At 69.1% G+C, this 23282-nt stretch carries 25 protein-coding genes; 13 read left to right on the top strand and 12 right to left on the bottom strand.

All coding sequences use genetic code 11. The features are described 5' to 3' along the window. The first annotated feature begins 12 nt into the window (after nt 1-12). Together ACQUS8_RS05365 and ACQUS8_RS05360 are read left to right on the top strand one after the other, a co-directional pair. Nucleotides 13-315 (top strand): preprotein translocase subunit TatA, encoded by a 303-nt coding sequence (locus ACQUS8_RS05365; protein WP_435098041.1) that lies wholly within the window; start codon nt 13-15, stop codon nt 313-315. A gap of 33 nt (nt 316-348) precedes the next feature. Then, a complete protein-coding gene (locus tag ACQUS8_RS05360) occupies nt 349-1125 on the top strand; it encodes a CPBP family intramembrane glutamic endopeptidase (RefSeq protein ID WP_435098038.1) in 777 nt (258 codons plus the stop codon). A 3-nt stretch (nt 1126-1128) separates the two neighbouring features. Here the strand turns inward: ACQUS8_RS05360 and ACQUS8_RS05355 are convergent, their stop codons facing one another. Beyond that, nucleotides 1129-1488: a DUF5789 family protein gene (locus ACQUS8_RS05355; RefSeq protein ID WP_435098035.1), complete on the bottom strand. Its 360-nt coding sequence runs from the start codon at nt 1486-1488 to the stop codon at nt 1129-1131. A gap of 102 nt (nt 1489-1590) precedes the next feature. Between ACQUS8_RS05355 and ACQUS8_RS05350 the strand changes: the two genes are divergently transcribed. Continuing rightward, nucleotides 1591-2463 (top strand): DUF7139 domain-containing protein, encoded by an 873-nt coding sequence (locus tag ACQUS8_RS05350; protein WP_435098032.1) that lies wholly within the window; start codon nt 1591-1593, stop codon nt 2461-2463. 9 nt (nt 2464-2472) lie between these two features. Here the strand turns inward: ACQUS8_RS05350 and ACQUS8_RS05345 are convergent, their stop codons facing one another. The 3 genes from ACQUS8_RS05345 to ACQUS8_RS05335 are packed head-to-tail and all read right to left on the bottom strand — an operon-like array spanning nt 2473 to nt 5155. Continuing rightward, complete coding sequence (locus ACQUS8_RS05345; RefSeq protein WP_435098029.1) at nt 2473-2925, bottom strand: Mut7-C RNAse domain-containing protein; 453 nt, start codon at nt 2923-2925, stop codon at nt 2473-2475. Then, nucleotides 2925-4676: a DNA polymerase/3'-5' exonuclease PolX gene (gene polX / locus ACQUS8_RS05340; RefSeq protein ID WP_435098026.1), complete on the bottom strand. Its 1752-nt coding sequence runs from the start codon at nt 4674-4676 to the stop codon at nt 2925-2927. The genes ACQUS8_RS05345 and polX overlap by 1 nt, the downstream gene beginning before the upstream one ends. Before the next feature lie 2 nt (nt 4677-4678). After that, the gene (locus tag ACQUS8_RS05335) at nt 4679-5155 is read right to left on the bottom strand and encodes a DUF5788 family protein (RefSeq protein WP_435098023.1); all 477 of its coding nucleotides are present in this window, start codon (nt 5153-5155) and stop codon (nt 4679-4681) included. Between the two features lie 147 nt (nt 5156-5302). On the opposite strand from ACQUS8_RS05335, the gene ACQUS8_RS05330 reads away from it, so the two are divergent. Genes ACQUS8_RS05330 through ACQUS8_RS05310 form a run of 5 tightly spaced genes read left to right on the top strand, consistent with a single transcriptional unit; the run spans nt 5303 to nt 9414 of the window. After that, nucleotides 5303-6190, top strand: a complete 888-nt coding sequence (locus ACQUS8_RS05330; protein WP_435098020.1) for a rhomboid family intramembrane serine protease — start codon at nt 5303-5305, stop codon at nt 6188-6190. Beyond that, complete coding sequence (locus ACQUS8_RS05325) at nt 6190-6987, top strand: endonuclease V (RefSeq protein WP_435098017.1); 798 nt, start codon at nt 6190-6192, stop codon at nt 6985-6987. The genes ACQUS8_RS05330 and ACQUS8_RS05325 overlap by 1 nt, the downstream gene beginning before the upstream one ends. A 57-nt stretch (nt 6988-7044) precedes the next feature. Next, nucleotides 7045-7221: a DUF1059 domain-containing protein gene (locus tag ACQUS8_RS05320; RefSeq protein ID WP_435098014.1), complete on the top strand. Its 177-nt coding sequence runs from the start codon at nt 7045-7047 to the stop codon at nt 7219-7221. 48 nt (nt 7222-7269) lie between these two features. Continuing rightward, nucleotides 7270-8091 (top strand): SDR family oxidoreductase, encoded by an 822-nt coding sequence (locus tag ACQUS8_RS05315; RefSeq protein WP_435098011.1) that lies wholly within the window; start codon nt 7270-7272, stop codon nt 8089-8091. Continuing rightward, entirely contained in the window at nt 8092-9414 is a 1323-nt protein-coding gene (locus tag ACQUS8_RS05310) for a glycerate kinase type-2 family protein (RefSeq protein WP_435098008.1), read from the top strand. Here ACQUS8_RS05310 and ACQUS8_RS05305 read toward each other — a convergent pair. From ACQUS8_RS05305 to ACQUS8_RS05285, 5 genes are all read right to left on the bottom strand, one after another. After that, complete coding sequence (locus ACQUS8_RS05305) at nt 9404-10468, bottom strand: ArsA family ATPase (RefSeq protein ID WP_435098005.1); 1065 nt, start codon at nt 10466-10468, stop codon at nt 9404-9406. The genes ACQUS8_RS05310 and ACQUS8_RS05305 overlap by 11 nt on opposite strands. 87 nt (nt 10469-10555) lie before the next feature. Continuing rightward, nucleotides 10556-11656, bottom strand: coding sequence for a pyridoxal phosphate-dependent aminotransferase (locus tag ACQUS8_RS05300; protein WP_435098002.1), 1101 nt, complete (start codon nt 11654-11656; stop codon nt 10556-10558). A 39-nt stretch (nt 11657-11695) separates the two neighbouring features. After that, entirely contained in the window at nt 11696-12958 is a 1263-nt protein-coding gene (locus tag ACQUS8_RS05295) for a digeranylgeranylglycerophospholipid reductase (RefSeq protein ID WP_435097999.1), read from the bottom strand. A 221-nt stretch (nt 12959-13179) separates the two neighbouring features. Continuing rightward, nucleotides 13180-14046 carry a 2-oxoacid:ferredoxin oxidoreductase subunit beta gene (locus ACQUS8_RS05290; RefSeq protein WP_435097996.1) on the bottom strand — a complete coding sequence of 289 codons (867 nt, stop codon included), beginning with the start codon at nt 14044-14046 and terminating at the stop codon, nt 13180-13182. Then, entirely contained in the window at nt 14043-15794 is a 1752-nt protein-coding gene (locus ACQUS8_RS05285) for a 2-oxoacid:acceptor oxidoreductase subunit alpha (RefSeq protein ID WP_435097993.1), read from the bottom strand. Before ACQUS8_RS05285 ends, ACQUS8_RS05290 begins: the two co-directional genes overlap by 4 nt. A 204-nt stretch (nt 15795-15998) precedes the next feature. Here ACQUS8_RS05285 and ACQUS8_RS05280 point away from each other — a divergent pair, with 204 nt between their 5' ends. Continuing rightward, the gene (locus ACQUS8_RS05280; protein ID WP_435097990.1) at nt 15999-16535 is read left to right on the top strand and encodes an NUDIX hydrolase; all 537 of its coding nucleotides are present in this window, start codon (nt 15999-16001) and stop codon (nt 16533-16535) included. A 45-nt stretch (nt 16536-16580) separates the two neighbouring features. Then, entirely contained in the window at nt 16581-17699 is a 1119-nt protein-coding gene (locus ACQUS8_RS05275; protein WP_435097987.1) for an aminotransferase class V-fold PLP-dependent enzyme, read from the top strand. On the opposite strand, the gene ACQUS8_RS05270 is transcribed toward ACQUS8_RS05275, so the two are convergent. Beyond that, entirely contained in the window at nt 17696-18391 is a 696-nt protein-coding gene (locus ACQUS8_RS05270; protein ID WP_435097984.1) for a hypothetical protein, read from the bottom strand. The two genes, ACQUS8_RS05275 and ACQUS8_RS05270, sit on opposite strands and share 4 nt — an antisense overlap. A 139-nt stretch (nt 18392-18530) precedes the next feature. Here ACQUS8_RS05270 and ACQUS8_RS05265 point away from each other — a divergent pair, with 139 nt between their 5' ends. Continuing rightward, nucleotides 18531-19364, top strand: a complete 834-nt coding sequence (locus ACQUS8_RS05265) for an aldo/keto reductase (protein WP_435097981.1) — start codon at nt 18531-18533, stop codon at nt 19362-19364. Nucleotides 19365-19409: 45 nt separating this feature from the next. On the opposite strand, the gene ACQUS8_RS05260 is transcribed toward ACQUS8_RS05265, so the two are convergent. Both ACQUS8_RS05260 and gfcR read right to left on the bottom strand, forming a co-directional pair. Then, entirely contained in the window at nt 19410-19832 is a 423-nt protein-coding gene (locus ACQUS8_RS05260) for a glutaredoxin family protein (RefSeq protein WP_435097978.1), read from the bottom strand. Between the two features lie 133 nt (nt 19833-19965). Next, complete coding sequence (gfcR, locus tag ACQUS8_RS05255) at nt 19966-20613, bottom strand: transcriptional regulator GfcR (RefSeq protein WP_435097975.1); 648 nt, start codon at nt 20611-20613, stop codon at nt 19966-19968. 159 nt (nt 20614-20772) lie between these two features. On the opposite strand from gfcR, the gene ACQUS8_RS05250 reads away from it, so the two are divergent. Then, a complete protein-coding gene (locus tag ACQUS8_RS05250) occupies nt 20773-21987 on the top strand; it encodes an HAD family hydrolase (RefSeq protein WP_435097972.1) in 1215 nt (404 codons plus the stop codon). A gap of 48 nt (nt 21988-22035) precedes the next feature. Next, nucleotides 22036-23277, top strand: coding sequence for a mandelate racemase/muconate lactonizing enzyme family protein (locus tag ACQUS8_RS05245; RefSeq protein ID WP_435097969.1), 1242 nt, complete (start codon nt 22036-22038; stop codon nt 23275-23277). Nucleotides 23278-23282: the final 5 nt, after the last annotated feature.

Below are 23282 nucleotides of genomic sequence, written 5' to 3'. Positions count from 1 at the left end.
CTACGTCCTCGCATGCACGCCCTCCGCGAGGCCGCCGTCCCCGCGTTCATGGGGATTCCGGGCGGCATGGAGCTGTTCGTCATCCTCCTCGTCGCCATCGTCCTCTTCGGGATTCCCGTCATCCTCCTGCTCGGGGGCGGTGGCTACTTGCTCGCGCGCGAGTCCGAGAAGGACGACCGCATCGAGGAGCTCGAGCGCGAAGTCGAACACCTGCGCGACCAGGTCGAGGAGTCGCCCGGGAGCGACACGGAGGTGGCGGGCGAGGAGTCGGCCGCGGACGCCGAGGTGGCGTCGCGCGACGAGCGCCGAGAGTAGTACCTTAGTGGCCCCCCGGCGTACGCACCCCTAATGGCACGCACTGCTCTCGACCCCACCATCACGGCCCGCGCCCGAACGGTCGTGCTCGCCCTCGGCATCGGCCTCGGCGGGCTCGCCTTCGGGTACGCGCTCACCCTCACCGCCGCCCTCGCCTTCCAGTTCGCCGGCGTCTCGCTCACACCCTCGTCCTCTATCGTCCTCTCCGTCGTCCTCCTGCAGGGCGTCGCGTTCGGCAGCGTCGCGTTCGCCTACGCGCGCTACCGGGACGCTGCCGAGCGCTTCATCACCTTCCACGTCCCGTCGCTGCGCGAACTCGCCCTCGCGTTCGGCGGCTGGGTCGGCGCGCTCGCCGCGCTCATCGTCATCGGCATCGTCCTCCAGTCGACCGGCGCACCCACCGCGAGCAACCAGATCGCGAACTACGGTCTCGAACATCCTGAAGTCCTCCTGCTGCTGATTCCGCTCTCCTTCCTGCTCGTCGGCCCCGGCGAGGAGTTGCTCTTCCGCGGCGTCGTGCAGGGGACGCTGCGCGAGCGCTTCGGCGCGGTGCCCGCCGTGCTCATCGCGAGCCTCATCTTCGCGAGCGTCCACTTTACGTCGCTCTCGGGCGCGCTCGCCGGCCGTGTCGTCACTATCGCGGCGCTGTTCGTCATCTCGCTGTTCCTCGGCGCGCTCTACGAGTACACGGAGAACCTCACGGTGCCGGCGCTCGTCCACGGCGCCTACAACGCCACGCAGTTCCTGGTTCTCTACGTGTCCATCGAGTACAGCGACCAACTGCAGAACGCGGCCGCGTTCCTCGGCTGAAAATTACTCCTCGTCCGCGTCCGCTTCTGCGTCCTCCTCGTCCGCCGATTCGTCCGCCGCAGTCGCCTCGGCCGCGCCGGTGGTCGGGACGGGGCCGTCGCCGATCTGTTCGCGGACCGTGTTCACGAACTCGCGGCGCGACTCGAAGTAGGGGACGTCGGTGTGTGCGAGGACGTCCGCGAGGCGGCGCGGGCCCTTCGGCGTCCGTATCTCCGTCTCGCCCTCGCGGCGGACGATTTCGCTGCGCTGGATGCCCCACGTGAATCGGGAGGCGACCCGCGCGAGCGGCGCGCCCTCGACGGCGGCGCCCTCGCCGAGTTCGACCGCGGGGGCCTCCTCCTCCTCGCCTTCGTCGTCAGCCATACGAGAGGAATCGACGGGCCGGGCGATTAGACTTTTCGATGCTCGCGGCGCTCGTTCCGCGTCTGACGCACTGTTTTTAGGCATGCACGCGTATGTGTGTCCATGACCAGCCTCGCGGACGCGTACGAACGAGACGCCAACGGTGCGAGCCAGCGCCGCGTCTACGCCGGTACGGCGCTGTTCGCCGCCGGCGCGATACTCGTCGTCGGCGGGATTCTCTCGGGGGCCACCCACCTCGTGATGGGGCCGAACCCGACGGACGCCGCGAAGTACGGTGCGCGCGAGCTCGCCATCACGCTCGTCGGCCTCGGCATCCCCGCGACGTTCGTCGGCGTCTTCACCGTCCTCCCGGCGAACCGCTTCCAGCGCGCTGCCGCGGGCGGTGGCTCGCTCCTCGCCGTCGTCGGCGTCGTCCTCCTGCGCGCGGCCTACCCCTACGACTGGTTCGCGACGGCCGCCACCGTCCCCTCGACCACCGTACTCGCGGGCGGCGTCGTCTACGCCCTCGGCCTCCTCACGACGTTCTGGTGTCTCTTCACCGCCGTCGCGACGTTCAAGACGCGGAACTCGCCCGGCGGCACCGTCTCCATGACGTTCACGGAGAACGGCAAAACCAAAACCGTCGAAGTCCCCCGCGAGGACCTCGACGACGCGCGCGCCGCGCTCTCCGGCGGCGGGTCCTTCGGCGGCGTCGGCGTCTTCGGCACCGACACCGACGTCGAGGACACCTCCCCGCAACCCACCTCGGACGGCGGGCAGACCACGCGGGACATCCGCGAAGTCGGCGACGACGCCGGCCCGAACGCCGACGTCGGCCCGGGCGGCGACTCCGGCCCCGACGAGTACTGCGGCAGTTGCGAGCACTTCGACTACATCCGCACCGACGACGGCGACATCCAGCCCTACTGTGGCTTCCACGACGGCCTGATGGAGGACATGGACGCCTGCGAGCAGTGGACGCGAAACGACGCCTGACTCGGCCTTCTACACTTCTTCGAGCCGCGTTTCGACGTCCTCCCAGTGACTTCCCTTCCAGTAGTGCTGGCCGCACTCCGTGCACGCCCAGACTCGCTCGGCGTCGTCGGGGACGTGCTCGGGATGGGGCGTCGCGGCGTCCGTCAGCGTGCCGTTGCAGGTCGCACACCGGCGTGGTTCTTCGGGCAGCGAGAGCTCGAACCCCGCGTCGGCGAGTTCGCGCAGTTGGTCGTCGACGTGCCGCGTCCGCAGGAGGACGCTCTCGGGCGTGCGCCGCGCCAACTCCTCGTCGCGCGTGAGGAGGACGCGGCCCTCCCGGTTCGCGATCTCGCGGAGGCGCGCGTCGTCCTCGACGCCCCGGTCGAGCGCGTAGGCGGCGTCGTAGCCGCACATGCGGAGGAGGCGCGCGAGCTTCCCGAGCATGACGTCCAGCAGGAGCGGCGTGTCCTCGGGTGTCGCCATCAGTGGAGGAAGTCGCGGACGTCCTCGAGCGCCCACGCGTTCAGGACGTCCTCGGGTTCGGCCCACCCGCGTCGGGCGGTGTGGGCGCCGTAGGTGACGTACTCGAACTCCGCGGGCGAATGGGCGTCCGTGTTGACGGTAATGGTTGCGCCGGCCTCGACACCCGCCTGTACGGCGCTCCCCCAGAGGTCGAGGCGGTGGTAGTTCGCGTTCACTTCGAGCGCGGTGCCGGCGTCGGCGGCGGCCGCCGCGAGCTCGGCGGCGTCGAACTCCATCGCGGGCCGCTCGTTAATGAGGCGTCCGGACGGATGGCCGAGAATGTCGACGTGCGGGTGCTCGACGGCCGAGACGAGACGCGCAGTCTGGTCGCCGCCGTCGTCACCGAGTCCGGAGTGCGGCGACGCCACGACCAAATCGAGCTCTTCGAGGACGTCGTCGCTCACCTCTACGACGTTCCCGTCCGCGTCGACGTTCGCCTCGACGCCGTGCAGGACGTCGATGTCGGCGTCCCCGCGGACGTCCGCGATGGCGTCCGCCTGCTCGCGTATCTCCGCGTCGCTCAGGCCGGTGTCGCCGAAGACGCCGGGCCCCTCGGCGTGGTCGGTAATGCAGACGAACTCGTGGCCGAACTCCGCGGCGGCATCCACCATCTCCTCGAGCGAGTAGTCGGCGTCCGACCAGTCCGTATGGGAGTGCAGGTCGCCGCGAACGTCGTCCGCGGTGAGGAGGTCGGGGAGGGCGTCCTCGACGGCGGCGTCGACCTCACCGCGGTCCTCGCGGAGTTCTGGCGGAATCCACGGTAGCCCGAGCGCGTCGTAGACGGCCTCCTCGGTCTCGGAGGCGAGCAGCTCGCCGACGCGCTGGCCCGCATCCGGGTCGTCGACGTCACTCACGTCGAAGACGCCGTACTCGTTGACCTTCTTGCCCTGCGAGATGGCGTGGTTCCGAAGGGTGATGTTGTGGTCCTTCGACCCCGTGAAGTACTGGAGCGCCGACCCGAACTCCTCGGGGACGACGACGCGGAGGTCGACGCGCATCCCGTTCGCGCGCACCGACGTCTTCGTCTCGCCGATTTCGATGGTCTCATCGACGCGCTCCCACTCGGTGAGGTGCTCGCCGACGGCCTCGCCGGCGTCGCTCGCGACGAGGACGTCGACGTCGCCGTTCGTCTCGCGCCAGCGCCTGACGGAACCCGCAATCTCGACGCGCGCCACGTCGTCGGCCTCGGCGAGATAGTCCTCGACGTCGTCCGCGAGCGGCCGGGTGTTCCCGAGGAGTTCGCGCTCCTGGGCGCGGCGGGCGAACGCGACGTGCTCGAGGATGTTCTGCTCGGTCTTCGGACCGAACCCCTTGATTTCCCGTATTTCGCCGTTTTCTGCGGCCTCCTCGAGGTCGTCGAGCGTCTCGATGCCGAGCGCGTCGTAGAGTTTTTTCACCGTCTTCGGCCCGACCCCCTCGACGCTCGTCAACTCGGCCATGTCCGCGGGGAGGTCCTCGCGGGCGGCCTCCAGTTCCTCGAACGTCCCCGTCTCGAGGTAGTCGACGACGTGCTCGGCGATGCCCTCGCCGACGCCGTCGATTTCCTGGACGGCGTCCTCGCCCTCCGCGGCGAGGTCCTCGATGTCCTCGGGGTAGTCCCGGACGTTCGAGGCGGCGCGCCGGTAGACGTTCGGTCGGTAGTCGTCGCCCTTCGCCTCCATCAGGTCGGCGTACTCCTCCAGAATCGCGGCCACCTCGGCGTTCCGACTCACAGTTATCGCCCCCGGCCGCCCGTTCCGCCGCCGCTCTTGTGGCCGCGGCCGCGCGAACTCTCGTTCTCGTGGCCGAGCGCCTTCTGCAGGAAGTTGTACCAGCGCTTCTGGTCGGCGGTCTCCTTCGCCTGCATCTCGCGCTCGATGTCGGTCTCCGAACCGAGCGACTCGAGGGCGTTCAGCGCGCGGTCGATGCCGATGATTTCCTCGGCGAGCGTCTCGCCCTCCGAGTAGTCGAGTTCGGCCTCCTCGAGCCGGTCCATGCGCTCGCGGCGCGCCCGCCGGAGGTTGCGCTTCGCGTCCTCGACTTCCTCGCGGCGCTCCGCGGGGACCGAGTCGACGCGCTTCATCTCGAAGACGAACTCCCGGAGCGGGAACGTCTCGCCGTCGAGTGCCACCTCGTCCGGGATGGTCGCCCCGACCGTCGCGGACTCCCGGCCGACGCGCTCTAAGAGTTGCTTGCGCTCGTACTCCTTCATGGACGATGTGTGGGTCGGCGCGGCCTTGTAGGCTGGGGGCCCTCGACGCCGTAGGCGTCGGGACGAGCGAGCGCTGACTGGTGGGAGGCGCTCGCCCCGCCGCCGCGACCAAAGGCACTAACCCGTCCGCCCACCGAGTCTCCGGTAATGGCGACTTGCGACCGGTGCGGCGAGCAGGTGGGGATGCCCTACCGCTGTCGGTTCTGCGGGGGCACCTACTGCGAGGAGCACCGCCTCCCGGAGAGCCACGACTGTCCGGGCTTGGATGAGTGGAACGACCCGTCCGGCGTCTTCGGCGAGTACGAGGAGGAGGCCGATACGTCCCGCGTGGGACGCGCCGTCGAGTCGGTGCGCGCCACCGGCGGCCCCCTGGGATATCTCCGGGGGAACGTCTCCTTCGTCTTCCTCGGGCTGATGGTGTTGACAGTCTTCGTCCAGTATGCCGTCGCGCCCGCGCTCCTCTCGAGGAGCGCGTGGCTGACCGTCTTCACGCTGAACACGGCCAATATCGCGTTCGTCTTCCCGTGGTTCACCTCGATATTCGCACACGGCGGCTTCAGCCACCTCCTCTTCAACGGCATCGCGCTCTACTTCTTCGGGCCGCCCGTGGAGCGCCGGATGGGCTCCGGGAAGTTCGCGCTCCTCTTCCTCGCGGCGGGGGCGCTCGCCGGCCTCGCACAAGTCCTCACTGCCGCCGCGCTCGGCCAGTATGCCGCCGTCTACGGTGCGAGCGGCGCAATCATGGCCGTCATGGGCGTCCTCACCGTCCTGAACCCGAGCCTCCGGGTGTACCTCTACTTCTTCATCCCGATGCCGCTCTGGGTGCTCACGCTCGGCTTCGCCGCCTACTCGGTGTTCGTCGCGACGACGTGGGGCGTCGGTGGCGGCGGCGTCGCGCAGGTCGCGCACCTCGCCGGCCTCGGCCTCGGCCTCCTCTACGGCGCCTACCTGAAGTCGCAGGGGCGGCGCGGCCCCGGCCAAATCGCGCTCGGCGGCAACCGCGGTGGCCCCGGAGGTGGCCGCGGCCCGTTCTGATGGACCTCGAACGCCCCGATTACCTCCCGGACCCCGCGCTCTCCGCCGAGGAGATGGAGGCCATGCAGCGCGACATCGCCGACACCGCCGTCTTCGCGGACGACCACGGTCTCGACCCGGCCGACGTCGCGCTCTCCGAACCGGTCGCCGAGACCGATGCGGGCCAATCGACGTTCGGCGACGGTCCAATCGTCGTCGGCGTCGACCAGGCCTTCCGGGAGGAGGAAGCCGTCAGCGCCGCCGTCGCGATTCAGGACGGGACCGTCGTCGAGCGCGCGTATGGGCGCGCGGACCTCGAAATCCCCTACATCCCGGGCCTGCTCGCGTTCCGCGAAGGGAGCGCCATCGTGGACGCGCTCGAGTCGCTTTCGGTCACCCCCGACCTGCTCGTGCTGGACGGGAGCGGGCGCATCCACTACCGCGAGGCCGGGCTCGCCACACACGTCGGCGTGCTCTTCGACGCCCCCGCAATCGGCGTCGCGAAGAACCTCCTCTGCGGGACGCCCGTCGAGCCGGTCGAGGACCGCTACTTGTCCGAGGGCGAGCGCGTCGCCATCGAGGCCGACGACGAAGTCGAGACCTGCGCCAACGGGACGACCATCGGCCACTACTACCAGTCGAAGCAGTACGCGAACCCCGAGCGTCGCCACGTCAACCCGCTCGTCGTCAGTCCCGGCCACCGCGTGAGCGCCGAGACGACCGTCGAGTTCGTCGCCGCGACGGCCGCGGGCTACAAACTCCCCGAGCCGACGCGCCTCGCGGACACGCTCGTCGGCGAGCACAAGCGCGGCGAGTAGGGCGCCCGGACGGCCCCAGCGGTTTTGTCGGCGGCACTACCAGCATCGCCTGTCGTCATGGTCAACGCTGTCTTCTGTCGTGACCGCGGTCACGACTGCGACTTCGGGGTAGAGACCGACAACGTCGACGAACTCGTCCACCACATGCAGGACCACGCCGAGCGGGTCCACGACGAGGAACTCTCGCGGGCGGACGTCGAGGACCTCATCGCCGAGGCGGAAGTCTCGGCCTGAGGTCTCGAAACGGCCATTCTTAACTCGGGTCCGCACGACGGCCCGTGTATGACGAACGAGACGGTTCTCATCACGGGTGCGTCCTCGGGTATCGGACGTGCGACTGCCGAGGCGTTCCTCGCCGAGGAGTGGACGGTATGGGCGACCGCCCGCGACGAGTCCGACCTCCAAGAACTCCGCGACGCCGGCTGTACGACTGCGGAACTCGACGTTACGCGCCCCGCGCAGTGTCGCGACGTCGTCGAGCGACTCATCGACGCTGAGGGCCGCCTCGACTGCCTCGTGAACAACGCCGGCTACGGGCAGATGGGCGCCGTTGAGGACGTGACGACCCGCCGGATGAACAAGCAGTTCGACGTGAACGTCTACGGGCCCCACCGCCTCATCCGCGCCGTCCTCCCGCACATGCGCGAACGCGAGGCGGGCACCATTGTCAACCTCTCCAGCGTCGCCGGCCGCATCAGCACGCCCGGAATGGGCGTCTACTCCGCCTCCAAGTTCGCGCTCGAAGCACTGAGCGACGCGCTCCGCGGCGAAGTCGCTCCCCACGGCATCGACGTCGCGCTCGTCGAACCTGGCCCGGTCGAGACGGGCTTCTCCGAGCGCGCGAGCGAGGAGCTCGAACCCGTCGAGGCCTCCGGGGCCTACGACCGCGTCTATCGCTTCTTCGAGGACTTCGACGCCGTCTCCGGCGGGTTCGCGTCGAGTCAGCCCGAGGACGTCGCCGCCGTAATCGTGGAGGCCGCGAGCACGACCGACCCCGACCCGCGCTACACCGTCGGCCCTGCCGCGCGCGTCATGACGCTCGCACGCTACGCGCCCGACCGAATTCGCGACCGTATCGTCGACCTCCTCTACAAACTCGCGTAGATGTCTTCTGAAGACGCCAACGGCGACGTCGTGGCCGCCCGCCGTGCGCTCGCCCGCGAGTGTGCCACCGCCGGCATCGACGCCGCACACCCGACAGCCGTGATTCGCGACGCCGTCCGCCGTGAGGGCGAGGCGCTCCACATTGGGGACGCGACGTTCGACCTCGCACGCTACGAGTCCGTCGTGGTGCTCGGCGGCGGGAACGCCGCCTCGCAGGTCGCCGCGGCCCTCGAGGCCGTCCTCGGCGACCACCTCGACGGTGGCGTCGTCGTCACGGACGACCCCGCCGACACGGAGCGCGTCACCGTGCTGCGCGGCGACCACCCCGTGCCGAGCGAACGCGGCGTCGACGCCACCCGCAGCCTCCTCGACGAAGCGGACGGCCTCACCGAGCACACGCTCGTCCTCGCCGTTGTGACGGGCGGCGCGAGTGCGCTCCTGCCCGCGCCCGCCGACGGCGTCTCGCTCGAGGACTTGCGCGCGACGACCGACGCGCTGCTCGCGAGCGGCGCGACCATCCACGAGCTGAACAGCGTCCGCAAACACCTCTCCGAGCTGAAGGGCGGCCGCCTCGCCGCGCGCCTCGCGCCCGCACGCGTCGCCACCCTCCTCTTCAGCGACGTCGTCGGCAACGACCGCTCGGTCATCGGCAGCGGGCCCACCGTCCCCGACCCGACGACGTACGCGGACGCGCTCGCCGTCCTCGAGGACTACGACGTCTCGGTGCCGGACGCCGTGCGAAAACACCTCGAACGCGGCGCCGCGGGCCAGTACGACGAAACCCCGAAAGAGGGCGACGCGACCTTCGAGTCGGTGTCGACGCACCTCCTCGCGGACAACCGCACCGCCATCGACGCCGCCGGCGACGTCGCCGCGGACGCCGGCTACGACCCGCTCGTCCTCTCGGCGAGCGTCCGCGGGGAAGCACGCGAGGCCGCGAAGACCCACGCAGCCGTCGCCGAGGAAGCCCTCGCCGCCGGCGACCCCATCGAACCGCCCTGCGTCGTCCTCTCCGGCGGCGAGTGCACGGTCACGGTCGAGGGCGACGGCGATGGCGGGCCGAACCTCGAGTTCGCACTCTCGGCGGCGCTCGAACTCCCCGAGGAGAGCGCGCTCTGCGCCGTGGACACCGACGGCATCGACGGCGCGACTGACGCCGCGGGTGCCGTCGTCGACGTGACCACCGTTGACGACCGCCGCGAGGCCCGGCGCGCGCTCCGCGCGAACGACGCGCTCCCCTACCTCGAGGAGTGCGACGCGCTCGTCGAGACGGGCGCGACGGGAACGAACGTCAACGACCTGCGCGTCCTCGTTATCGGCTGAGGCACGCCGCGACGACTCGGAGCGCGTCCTCGCCCCGGACTTCCTCGGCGAGCAGAGGCACGCGCTTCACGTCGTGGCCCCGGAAGAGCTCCTGTGCCTCCGCGAGCGCGTCCTGCTGGACGTCCCAGCGGCGCTGGCAGAACTCGCACTCCTCCAGGTTCGGCGAGACGAAAGTGTCCGCGGGGATGTCCGGCACGACATCGACGAGCGGCTCCATCACCTTGTTCACGACGACGGTGTTCACGGGGATGCCGAACTCGTCGAGGCGCGCGCGGAGGCGCTTGGCCTCCACGACGCTCATCTCCTCGGGCACCGTGACGATGCGGAAGTCGGTCTTCGCGGGGTCGGTGAGAACCGAACGCAGGTGCTCGACGCGCTCGCGGACCTCCTCCATGTCGCCCATTCCCATCTGGTCGTCCTCCTCGCCGCCGCCGAACATCCCCGTGAGCGAGTCCATCATCCCGCTCATCTTCTCGCGGAACTGGAGCATCCGACCCATCATCGAGTCCATGAGCTCCGGGAGTTCGAGCAGGCGGAGCGTGTGGCCCGTCGGCGCGGTGTCCACGACGACGCGCTCGAAGCGCTCGTCGTCCAGATACTCGATGAGGAGCTGCATCGCCGCCGCCTCGTCCGCGCCCGGCATCGGGCCGCCGAACGGGTTCGCGCCCTCGCCGCCGAGCAGGTCGCCGAGGCCACCCATCGGGCCCGCACCGGCACCCTCGCCGTCAGCGCCCGCGCCGCCGAACCCGAGCGCGCTCGCGCGCTCCATCGCCTCGTCCGGGTCGATTTCGACGCCCCAGAGCGGGACGTCCTCGCGGAGCCGGCTGGGCTGACTCGGCACGTCCACCTCGTAGGTGTCCGAGAGGCTGTGCGCGGGGTCCGTCGAGACGACGAGCGTCGGCGTCCCCTCGCGGGCGCTCGCGAGTCCTGTCGCCGCCGCCATCGTCGTCTTCCCGACGCCGCCCTTCCCGCCGTAGAGGACGTAGTCGGCCGTGCCGGGTGCCACGCCCGTCGACTCGATCTCGTCGACGGCCTCGACTTCGAGTTCGCTCATACTCGACTCCGAGGGTTCCTCCGGGGTAGTTCCGTCGGTCGTTCGCGGCCGGCGGCACCTCACGCCTCGCTCTCGTTCGGCACGACACTACCCGAAGAACCCGACGAGGCGGTCCGCGGCCGTCTCGACGCGCGGGGTGACGAGCGCGAAGCGAAGCCACTCGCTGCGGGCCTCGCCGAACGCCTCGCCGGGCATCCCCGCGACGCCCGCCTCGTCCACGAGGCGTTTCACGTTATGCATCGTCCCCGGATAGTCCGGGAACTTCGCGAGGACGTAGAAGGAGCCCTCGGGCGTCGAGTACTCCGCGCCCGCCGCATCGAGCGCCGCCGTGAATGTCTCCACGCGCTTCCGGAGGCGCTCGCGGTTCGCCTCGTGATAGGACGCCGGCGTCGTTTTGAGCGCGTGCAGGACCGCCTCCTGGGCGGGCCGACTCGTCGCGACGTTCGTCAGCATGTTGCGAGTGCGCGCCGCCGGCGCGTCCCGTCGCGGGAGAATCGCGTACCCCACCCGGAAGCCCGTGATGGCGTACGTCTTCGAGAAGGAGTTCGTCACGACGACGTGCTGGGAGTCGAATTCGAGCGCGGACGTGAACTCGCCGGTGAAGTCGAAGTGGTCGTACACCTCGTCTGAGACCAGGAGCGCGTCGTGTGCTTCCGCGATTTCGACGAGTTCGCGCAGCGTCTCCTCGCGGTAGACGCGGCCGGTCGGGTTGTTCGGGGTGTTCACGACGATGCAGGCCGTCTCGTCGCTCGCGACGGCGCGGACGTCTGCCGGGTCGAGGCGCCCCTCCTCGTCCACGGGGACGAAGCGCTTCGTCCCGCCCAGCATCTCCGCCTTCCCCGGGTAGTAGGGGTAGACGGGGTCCGTCATCACCACCTCGTCGCCCGTGCCGCGCTCGAGGGCGCGCGCCATCCCGAGCGTGTTCGCCATCGCGCCGCCGTTCGTCACGACGACGCGGTCCACGTCGACCCCGCGGCGCGTCGCGACCCGCTCCCGGAGTTCGCGCAGGCCGTCGCTCGGCGGATACTGGAACTCCTCGCCGCCGGTGTCGGCGTAGTCGTGGAGGCCCTGACTGATGCCCTCGGGCGCGCCCCAGTCCGGGTTCCCCGAAACCATGTCGACGACGTCGCGCTCCGCCGAGTCGGCGTACTGCATCACCGTGAAGAACAGCGGCTCGTCGTAGTTCATGCGTGGGGCGTGGGCGTCGGCCCGCAAAAAGGTGGAGCGTTAGAGGAAAGGGACGAACTCCGGGAGCGCCTGCTTGACGATCTCCGGGTCGTCGCGGACGAAGTCCCGGAGCATCGGGAGGTCCTCGCGGTGGAGGAGTTTCGCGATGGCGAGCGGGTTGCCGCCGTTCGCGCTCGCGAGCGTGTCGACGTCCATCGCGTTGATGTCCGCCATCAGGCGGTCGTAGCGCTCGTTCGGCGCGTAGTAGAGCAGGTGGGTCATGAGGAGGCGAACCGAGGCGTTCGGCGCGACGTCGCGGTGCCAGAGGTCGTCGTAGACGCGCATCTCCTCGGCCGACGTGTCGACGCCGCCCGTCAGACAGCGGTCAGCGGTGATGGCGGCGGCGCGCGCGGACTTCATGCCCTTGTGGATGCCCTCGCCCCAGAGCGGGTCGATGGACGGCACGGTGTCGCCGATGGCCATGAAGCCGTCCGTCGAGAGCGAACTGGGGGGCTGGATGTGCGCGCTCCCGCGGTGCTGTTTGCCCTCGAGTTTCTCCGCGTTCTCGAAGCGCGGGTCGTTGTCCAGCCACTTCTCGAGGTGGCCGTCGATGCTGAGCCCCTCGTCGTCCGCGTGGTAGGTCTTGTTCTGGATGTAGCAGAGGCCGACCTTCGCGGTGTCCTCGCCCGTGTGGAAGATCCACGAATACCCGCCGGGCGCGAGGTCGTGATCGAGCCGGAGCATCATCGCGTCCGTCAGGTCCGCGTAGTCGGGGTGGTTCACCTCGACGCCCTCCATCTCCCACTCGATGCCGATCGCCTGGTTCTCGCGTTCGAGGTCAACGACGCCGAGCTGTTTGGCAAGCGGTGCGGCCGGCCCCGTCGCGTCGACGACGACGTCCGTGCGGACCTCCTCGTCGCCGTTGTAGCGGACGCCGACGACGGACCCGTTCTCCGTGATGGGCGCGGTGGCCCGCGAGTCGAAGCGGTACTCGGCGCCGTGCTCGCGGCCCTCGCGCACGAGGAAGCGCTTGAAGTCCGCGAACTCCAGCACCGCGCCGGGCTGGCCCTGCGTGAAGTGGTCGTTCGGCGATTCGAGGACGACGCTGTCCGTGAAGTTCATCACGACGTCGTCCGGGATGCCGAACGCCCCCATCATCGAGGGGAAAGTTCCGGCGGTGGACTTGTTGCTCTGACGCGGGAACTCGTCCTCACTCTCCGTCTCGAGGACGAGGACGTCGTAATCGCGCTCGGCGAGGTCCCGGGCGCACTGCGCGCCGGCGGGACCGGCTCCGGCGATAACCACGTCGAAGTGGTCAGTCATACTCACCTGAACCCGTGTCGCGCTAATCAGTCTTGCTGAATACGCACGTCTCCGGCGCTATTCCGACGTTTCGTCGGGAACAGAAGGTTCGTCGTCGGAGACGATGCACGTGCTACCAGAGAGACAGAACCGCAGGGAGATGTCCGCGAGGGTCACCGAGCGCGGAGCGTTCGGGAGGGTGTCGACGCCGAGCGGGTCGCGTCGCGACCCGAGGCGGACGTCTAGTAGAACTCCCGGACGAGGTCGGTCGCGCCGTCGGGCGCGCCGGACTCGTCGATGTCGGCCATGTTGCCCTCGACGCCGTGGGCGGTGTTGTAGTCGACTGCGTCCTCGTCCTCCCAGAGCACGCCGATGTACTCCTTCTCGTTGTCGAGGATTTTGTCCTTCGCGGCCTCGCGGTCGGTCGGGTCGTGGTCCGTCTCGTCGAGGTCCACGATGGCGTCGCGGAAGTAGTCGTAGGTGTCGACGTCGTTGAACGTCACGCAGGGGCTGAAGCAGTTGACGAGCGAGAAGCCGTCGTGCTCGATTGCCTTCTGGACGATCTCCTGGTGGCGCAGGGCGTTCGATGAGAACGACTGGGCGATGAAGCTCCCGCCGGCGGAAAGCGCGAGCGCGAGCGGGTTGACCGGCGGCTGCTTCGGGCCCTCGGGCGTCGTCGCCGTCTCGAAGTCCGGCCGGGACGTCGGGGACGCCTGCCCCTTCGTGAGGCCGTAGATGCGGTTGTCCATCACGACGTACGTGATGTCGATGTTGCGGCGAACGGCATGGATGAAGTGACCGGCACCGATGGAGTAGCCGTCACCGTCGCCACCCGCGACGACGACCTCGAGGTCGGGGTTGGCGATCTTGACGCCGGTGCCGACCGGGAGCGCGCGCCCGTGGACGCCGTGCAGGGCGTAGGAACGGAGGTACGTGCCGATCTTGCCGCTGCAGCCGATGCCGGCGACGACGAACGTGTCGTCGGGCGAGTTGCCGGTCTCGGCGAGACCCTTCATGATGCCGTTCATGGTGCCGAAGTCACCGCAACCGGGACACCACGTGGGCTGTTTGTCGGACTTGAAGTCGGTGAAGCGAACGTCTGAGCTCATGCGATGACCTCCTTGATGTCGTTGGCGAGTTCGTCCGCCTTGAAGCGGACGCCGTTGTACTTGTTGATGCGGTCGACACGCTCGAGGACGTCCTTCTCGATGACGTCCGCGAACTGACCGGTGGCGTTACACTCGACGACGATGGTCGTCTCCGCGGACTCGACTGCCTCGGAGAGGTCGGGGCGCGGGAAGATGTAGGGGACGGAGAGGACGCGAACGTCGACGCCGTCCTCCTTGAGGAAGTCGAGGGCTTCGACGAGCGCACCCTCGTTGGACCCCCACGAGATGACGAGCGTGTCGGCGTCCTCGTCGCCGTACTCGACGGGACTCCAGTCCTCCTGCTCGCGTGCGGTGTCGACCTTGCGGTTGCGCTTGTCGACCTGGTCGATGCGTTCCTCGGTGTCCTCCGTCCGGCGGCCGAGCTCGTCGTGCTCGAGGCCGGTGCTCATGTGGACGCCGCCCTCCGTGCCGGGGAAGGCGCGGGGGCTGATGCCGTCGGCGGTGACGGCGTGTGGCTTGAACTGGTCCTTCTCGTTCTGCCACTTGGAGATGTTCTCCTCATCGACGACCTTACCGCGGTCGATTTCGACCGCGTCCATGTCGAACTCCTCGGGTGCGAACGTCTGCTCGGTGACGGCGAGCGAGAGGTCCGAGGCGATGTAGACGGGCGTCTGGTACTTCTCGGCGAGGTTGAACGCCTCCACCGTCTTGTGGAAGCAGTCCGCGACGGTGGTGGGTGCGACGACGAACCGGGGAATCTCACCGTGGCCACCGTAGAGGAGCATGTTGAGGTCGCCCTGCTCCTGCTTCGTCGGCATCCCCGTGGAGGGACCCGAGCGCATGACGTCCGCGATGACGAGCGGCGTCTCGGAGGTGGCGACGAGGCCGAACGTCTCGCTCATCAGGTCGATACCGGGTCCGGACGTCGCGGTCATGGCGCGGGCACCGGCGCGGGCGGCGCCGAGCGCCATGTTGATGGCGGAGAGCTCGTCCTCCGCCTGGACGACGTGGCCGCCGAACTGCTCGATGCGCCCCTTCAGGTAGGTCATCACGTCCGTCGCGGGCGTGATGGGGTAACCGGAGTAGAACTTACAGCCGGCGGCGATGGCGCCCATCCCGATGGCTTCGTCGCCGTTCAGGAGGACGTAGTCGTTGTCGGTTGTCTCGAGCTCGTAGTTGAGGTCGGCGACGTCGTCGGCGTAGTGCTCCTCAACGTACTCGGCGCCGAGGCGCGCGGCCTCCTTGTTGTTCTCGACGATTTTCTCGCCCTTCGAGCCGAAGCGCTTCTGGAGCGATTCGTCGAGGTTCTCGATGGGGAACTCGGCGACTTCGCAGACGGCGCCGAGCGCAACGACGTTGCGCATGAGCGCGCCGCCGGCGTCCTCGGCGAGCGACTTCAGCGGAATGTCGAGGCCGACCATCCCCTCGGGCACCTCGAAGTCGCTGAACTCGGTGCGTTCGCCGTCGTAGATGATGACGGAGCCCTCGTGGAGTTCGTCGAGGTTCTCCTCGACGGTGCGCTCGGTGAGCGCGATGAGGACGTCGAGACGGTCGACGACGCTCTGTACTTTGTCGACCGACGTGCGAACCTTGTAAGCGGTGTAGCCACCTCGAATTCGGGACGCGAAGTCCTTCGAGGTGAAGACGTGGCGACCGGCGCGGGAGAGTGCCTGCGCGAACACTTTCCCGGTGGAGTCGATTCCATCGCCGGCTTCCCCGCCGATGGCCCAGTTCAGGTCGTCGTGCATGTGTGGGGGGATTCTGAGCGGGCAAGCAAAAGACTTCTGAAGGAACGATGCGGGCGCATTCGCCCGAATAGACTACTCTAGACCGAGTGAATACTGTTGTGGCCGTCGGCGGTTTCGACCCCTCGTGAGGGGTAATCGAACCCTGACAAACGTTCCCGAACGAACCCAAATAGTTTTCGCCGTGCAGGCGCTAATACGTCACGTATGTCGCGAGAGGGGAGCGCGGCTGTCGAGGACGCACTCGAGCAGCTGCGTGAGACGTACGGCAGGTTCCCCGTCGTCGAAGAGGAGACTGTCGTGCCCCGAGAGGCGCTCGTCGAGTGCATGACGAGTGCGAGCGAGGGTCGACTCGGCGGCACGCGCACACTCCTCCGACACGGCGGTCGTGCCCTGCTCGTCCGGTACCGTGACAACCCGGACGTGTGGGACCTCCCGGGGGGGAGCCTATCACGGCACGAGACGCACGAACAGACCGCTAAACGACACGTCGCCGACCAACTCGGCATCGAGTGCGAGCTCACCGGCGCGTTCCGCGCGCGCCGCCAGTCGTTCTCGCTCGTCGAGGACGGGGACGGGACGGCCGGGCTCTGGGTCTACTTCGAGGCCGAGCCGTTCGGTCCCGACGTCGAGCTCGACCCGGACCCGGAGATTCTGGAGGCACGCTGGTTCGAGACGCCCCCCGAGGCCGTCACCGAACCGGTCCGCGAGCGCGTCCGCACCCAGGCTGCCGCCGCCGACTGAGCGGCAGCCCCCAACGGTTTGTACGCCCGCGGTCCAGCGTTGAATATGGATCCGGAGACGCTTCGCGCGGACATCCCGGCACTTGACGACGTCACCTACTTGAATACGGGCGCGAGCGGCCCGTCGCCGCGCCGCGTCGTCGAGGCCGCCGAGTCCGCGCTCGAACACCACGAGTTCGACGCGCACGCCACCGACGACCCGTACGCCTCCGCACACGCCCTCTACGACGACGTCCGCGAGCGACTCGGCGAGTTCTTGGGGACTGATGCTGCGAACGTCGCGCTCACGCAGTCCACGACGGACGGCGTGAACCGCATCGCCTCCGCCATCGACTGGGACCCCGGCGACGTCGTCGTCCGGACGGACGTCGAGCACTCCGCGGGCATCCTCCCGTGGCGCCGCCTCCGCGACGCCCACGGCGTGACGACCCGCGTCGTCCCCACCGAGGACGGCCGCATCGACCGGGAGGCCTACCGCGAGGCCGTCTCGGACGCCCGCCTCGTCTGTTTCTCCGCGCTCACATGGACCGCCGGCACCCGCCTCCCCGTCGCGGACCTCGTCACCGAGGCACACGACGCGGGCGCCGAGGTGCTCGTGGACGCCGTCCAAGTGCCCGGGCAGGCGCCGATGCCCGTCGAGGAGTGGGGTGCGGACTACGTCGCCGCCGCCGGCCACAAGTGGCTCCTCGGCCCGTGGGGGGCGGGCTTCCTCTACGTCGCCCCGGAGGCCGCCGAGCGCCTCGAACCGATGCAGGTCGGCTACCGGAGCGTCCGCGAGCCCGACGCCGCGGGCTACGAGTTCCACCCGGGTGCGCGCCGCCTCGAAGTCGGCACCGTCTCGCCCGCGCCCTACGCGGGCCTGCTGGCGGCGCTCGATGTCCACGACGAACTCGGCCTCGACACGGTTCAGTCGCACGTCGCCGACCTCACCGAGCGCTTCAAGGACGGCCTCGCCGACGACCGCCTCGTCGGTCCCCGCGAGTACGAGTCCGGCCTCGTCGCCTTCGAGAGCGACGACCCCGAGGCGCTCGTCGCGGGCCTCCGCGAGCACGACGTCGTCGTCCGCGCGCTCCCGACCGGGGCCGTTCGGGCCTCCTTCCACGTCTTCAACACGCCCGGCGACGTCGAGCGCCTGCTCGACGCGATGGCCGACGTCGAGGGCTAAAAGAGGTCGGTCGGCCGGAACACGGCGTCCTCGGGCGCGTCCGTGTCGCCCGCGGCGAGCGCCACAGTCCCCGTCGTCCCCTCGTCCGGCAGGAGTACCGTCGCCCCCGCGCGGAGCGCGCCGAGGACGCCGACGAGCGTGCCCGCGTGCGTGAACGACGCACGGACCGCGAGCGTGTCGTCCGTGTCGAGGTCGGCGGCGTCCGCCGCGGCGTCGAGCAGGGCGCGCTGACTCGGGCCGTCGGCGTCGCCCGTCCCGGTGAGGGCGGCCACGTCGCCGTCGTAGCTCACCGGCGGGAACGCCGGGTTCTCGCTCCAGACGCCGCCCTCGAAGTGACCGTCAGCGGGGTCGTCGGGTTCAGCGCCGTAGCCGACGCGCTGGCCGCCCGGCCCGAGGTCGAACTCCTCGAGCGTCGCGGTGGGGGCGACGACGGCGCGGCCGTCGAACGCGCGCGGCGGGTCGAACGTCACGGGCGCGGCGAGGAGTGCCGACCCGAGGAACGCGAGCACCGTCTTCGGGTCCGACTCGTCGGCGACGCCGACCGCCGAGCCGCGGTGGACGCCACGCGAGCGCAGGTAGTTCCCGACCTTGTACGCCGTCACCCGGACGTCCCGCGCGGGGACTGACGCCGGCGGTGCCCGGAGCGTCGCCTCCGCCGGGAGGTCCGCGAGCAACTCGTAAACCGTCTCCATGTCCGGGCCTTCGTGGTGGGGGCACAAAGCCGACCCGCTCTCCGCTCGTGTGGCCACCTACCGTGTGACACGATTCGAGTCGGCTGTGGTGCTCGCCGACGCCCGAACGCCTTTTCCCGTCCCACGCGACCAGCAACACATGACGGAACTCACCAGCAACGACGTTCCGCGCGTCGACGGCATGCCGCAGTTCGGCCTCGGGACGTGGAAGAACGAGGATCCCGACGCCTGCGCGAACGCCGTCGCTACCGCCCTCGAGATGGGCTATCGGCACATCGACACCGCACAGGCCTACGAGAACGAGGAGCACGTCGGGCGCGGCATCGCGGAGGCGGACGTCGAGCGCGACGACGTCTTCCTCGCGACGAAGGTCTTCATCGACAGCCTCACCCACGACGACGTCATCGCCTCCACCGAGGAGAGCCTCGAGAAACTCGGCGTCGACTACGTCGACCTCCTCTACGTCCACTGGCCCGCCCGGACCTACGACCCCGTGGAGACGCTGCCCGCGTTCGAGGAGCTGAAGGACGACGGCAAAATCGAGCGCATCGGCGTCTCGAACTTCCAGCGCCGCCACCTCGAACGCGCCCGCGAGGTCCTGGACGAACCGATTTTTGCCAATCAGGTGGAGATGCACCCGTTCCTCCAGCAGCGCGAACTCCGGGCCGTCGCCGACGAGATGGACGTCGAGCTCGTCGCCTACTCGCCGCTCGCGCGCGGCGCGGTCTTCGACGACCCCGTCCTCTCCGACATCGCGGAGAAACACGACGTCAGCGAAGCCCAGGTGAGCCTGGCGTGGCTCCGCGAGAAGGGCGTCACCGCCATCCCAAAGGCCACCTCCGAGTCCCACATTCGGGACAACTGGGAGAGCCTCACTCTCGGCCTCGACGCCGAGGACGTCCGACGCATCGACGCCATCGAGCGTGTCGACCGGCGCGTCGACACGGACTTCGCGCCGTGGAACGCGCGATAGGCGTCGCTACTCGGTCGGAGAAAGAACTGGAGAACTGCGCGGCCTTCAGAAGGGCGCGTCGAGGTCGTCGTCGTCAGTGCCGCCGTCCGTCGCGGCTTCCGCGCCCGCATCACCGTCGGCGTCCGCGGCGTTCAGCGTCGCCGCGAGGTCGCCCTCCTCGTCGAGTTGCGCGAGCACGTCGCTCCCGCCGACGAACTCGCCCTCGACGAACGTCTGGGGGATCGTCTCCCAGCCGGAGTGCTCCTCGAGCGCCTCGCGGAACGCGCCGAGGTTCTGGAGGGTGTCGACCGCCTCGAAGTCCTCGCGGTACTGCCCGATGAGGCCGGCCGCGCGCTTCGAGTAGCCACACTGCGGGAGCTGCGGCGTCCCCTTCATGAAGAGGACGACTTCGTTGTTCTCGATGGCGTTGTCGACGACGTCCTGCACTTCCTCATCGTCCAGCGCCTCGCCCATGGGATCGAAGGTCATGCGAACGGATTGGCGCTCACTCGGGAAATGCGTTGCGCTGGTGGTCGTGAGCACCGCGACCGACCGCCGAACGGCCGACCGAGGAGGTGCGACCCCGGCAGAGGGAGGCGCAGACGGCCCCACTCGACGTCGTTCAGTCGTCGTTGCCGACGCGGATGACCTGCATGAGCGCGTCCACGGGGACGCCGTTGACGTCGCCGACGCCCTGCTTGTCCACGAGGACGGCCGCGGCGATGGCGTTCCCGCCGCTCTCCTCGATGGCCTCGACGGCCTCGCTGATGGTGGTGCCGGAGGTGATGGTGTCGTCGACGATAAAGCAGTCCCGGCCCTCGACCTTCGCGAAGTTCCGGCTGAAACTCCCGCCGAGGTCCTCGATGTCGCCTTCCTCCCACTGGTGCTTGCGCGGCGTGTACGTCCCGAGGTCGACGCCGAGTTCGCGCGAGACGGCGGTGGCGAGCGGGACGCCCGCCTTCTCGACGCCGACGACGAGGTCGACGTCGTGGCTGTGCTCGCGCAGCAGGTCGGCGAGCGCCTCGCCGATGGACGAGAGGCGCGCGCCCGCCTCGCCGATGGCGCTCCAGTCGACGTGCACGTCCTGCGGGCCGCCCGTCGCGGGGGTCTCCGCCTCTTCCTCGACGGCGCTCGCGCTCCGGCCGGCGCGCTCGACGAGCCAGCTCGCCGTCTCGCGCGAGACGTTCAGTTCGTCCGCGATCTCCCCCCGCGAGAGGCCGCGCGCGGCGAGGTCGCCCGCGCTCTCGATGAGGTCGTCAACGTTCTTCATGTCGTGCGGGTTCGGGTCCAATTTTTAAGGGCGTTTCGCTGACGACAGCCCAGCGCCGGCTTGCGGCGTCGTTTCTTCGCGCACGAGTAAGTATTCGTGCGATCGGTGGGTGCCGACGCTACCGGGGTTCTTTATGCTGCGACGGCGACCACACCGTGTATGGAGCGGTACGACACGCTGTACTCGCTGTACGAGGCGTTCGACACGGACACGCTCCGGGCCTATCAGGACTTCGTGGACCTCTTCCCGCCGGTCGATTCGCGGGTTGCCCTCGAGTACTGGGAGGAGGCGAGCGACGAACTCTACGAGCGGACCGAGCGTGTCGCGGACGCCTACAGCGAGACGTACGCGGCGCTCGCCGCGCACGCGACGCGCGAGCAGGCGTTCACCGCGCTCGACCTCTACAGCAAACACGACCGGGCCGTGAACGTCCTCGTCCTCGACGTCGACGAGACGCTGCGCTCGGCCGGCGGCACGGACAACGAAATTCCCCGGGAGACGCTCCACCTCCTCACCGTCTTCCACGAGAACGACGTCCCCATCGTCGTCTGCACCGGGCAGACCCTCGAGAACGTCAAGGGCTTCCTCATTCAGGGGCTCGGGAACGAACTCGTCCACTCCGGCGACGTCTCCGTCGTCTACGAGGCCGGCACCGGCGTCTTCACGCCCGGCCACGGCCCCGACACCAAACGCCTCCTCTACGAGGACCTCGACGACCCCGTGCGCGACGTCTTCGAGTCCGTCCGCTCGCGCGTCCTCCCGGACGCCCCCGAGGAGGTCCGGCGCGGCTGTCACCTGCAGGGCAACGAGTTCAACGTCACCCTGAAGCCGAACTACGAGACGGGAAGCGAGGGCGCCGTCGACGTCATCGACCGCGCGACTGTCTACCTCACCGAGTTGCTCGCCGATGCGATTCCCGCCGCGAGCGTCGCCGACGTCCGCGCGTACTTCGCGGCGCGCGACCCCGAAATCGCCGCCGTCCTCGAGGAGCGCGACGCACGCCCCGACGAGGCCCACGAGGTCGACCCGGACGCCGAGTCCGTCCTCGAGCGCGTCCAGCTCGCCTACTACGAGGGCGACGCCGCCGAGGTCACCGCGAACGAACTCGACAAGGTCGCTGGCGTCACCGCCGCCCTCGACGTCCTCGGCGTCGAGGACCCGTTCGCGCTCGTCATGGGCGACTCCAAGAGCGACCTGCGCGTGATGGAGTGGGCCGAGGAACACGACGCCGGCATCGCCGCCGCGCCCGACCACGCGAGCGAGCGCGTCCGCGAGCACGTCGAGCGGACTGACGGCCTCGTCTACGACCGGGGCGCCGCCGGCGACGTCCTCCGCACCGTCTACGCGCTCAACCGGCTGACCGCCGAAAACTGACGAAATAATCTCCAAAGATTTACCCCGCACCGAGTGAATCTCACTCGCATGGCGAAGGACTATCGAGAGCTCCACGACCCGAACGCGGAGTACACCATGCGTGAACTCTCCGCGGAGACGATGGGCGTCACCGCGAAGCGCGGCGGCGGCCGCGATGTCGAGATTACGGACGTCCAGACGACGATGGTCGACGGGAACTTCCCGTGGACCCTCGTCCGCATCTACACCGACGCCGGCATCGTCGGCACCGGCGAAGCCTACTGGGGTGCCGGCGTCCCCGAACTCGTCGACCGGATGGCCCCGTTCATCATCGGCGAGAACCCGCTCGACATCGACCGGCTCTATGAACACCTCATCCAGAAGATGTCCGGCGAGGGCTCCGTCGAGGGCGTCACCGTCACCGCTATCGCCGGCATCGAAGTCGCACTCCACGACCTCGCGGGCAAGATCACTGAACTCCCCGCCTACCAGCTGCTCGGCGGCAAGTACCGCGACGAGGTCCGGGTCTACTGTGACTGTCACACCGAGGAGGAGGCCGACCCCGACGCGTGCGCCGACGAGGCCGAGCGCGTCGTCGACGAACTCGGCTACGACGCCCTCAAGTTCGACCTCGACGTTCCCTCCGGCCACGAGAAGGACCGCGCGAACCGCCACCTCCGTCCGGGTGAAATCCGTCACAAGGCCGAAATCGTCGAGAAGGTCACCGAGCGCGTGAAGGACAAGGCGGACGTCGCCTTCGACTGCCACTGGACCTACAGCCCGAACAGCGCGAAGCGCCTCGCCGCCGAAATCGAGGAGTACGACGTCTGGTGGCTCGAAGACCCCGTCCCGCCGGAGAACCTCGAGGTGCAGGAGGAGGTCACGAAGTCCACCCTCACGCCGATCACGGTCGGTGAGAACCGCTACCGTGTCACCGAGGAGCGCCGCCTCATCGAGAACCAGGCGGTCGACATCGTCGCGCCCGACCTCCCGAAGGTCGGCGGGATGCGCGAGACCCAGAAGATTGCGGACGTCGCGAACCAGTACTACATCCCGGTCGCGATGCACAACGTCTCCTCGCCCATCGGCACGATGGCCTCCGCGCACGTCGGCGCGTCCGTCCCCAACGCCCTCGCCGTCGAATACCACTCCTACGAACTCGGCTGGTGGGAGGACCTGGTCGAGGAGGACGACGTCATCGAGAACGGCCGCATCAAGGTCCCGGAGAAGCCCGGTCTCGGCCTGACGCTCGACCTCGACGCCGTCGAGGAGCACATGGTCGACGGCGAAACCCTCTTCGACGAAGCGTGACCTTC

It is taken from the genome of Halarchaeum sp. P4 (genome assembly GCF_051195175.1).
Lineage (GTDB): Archaea > Halobacteriota > Halobacteria > Halobacteriales > Halobacteriaceae > Halarchaeum.
This window is presented reverse-complemented; position numbering and strand designations above follow the sequence as displayed.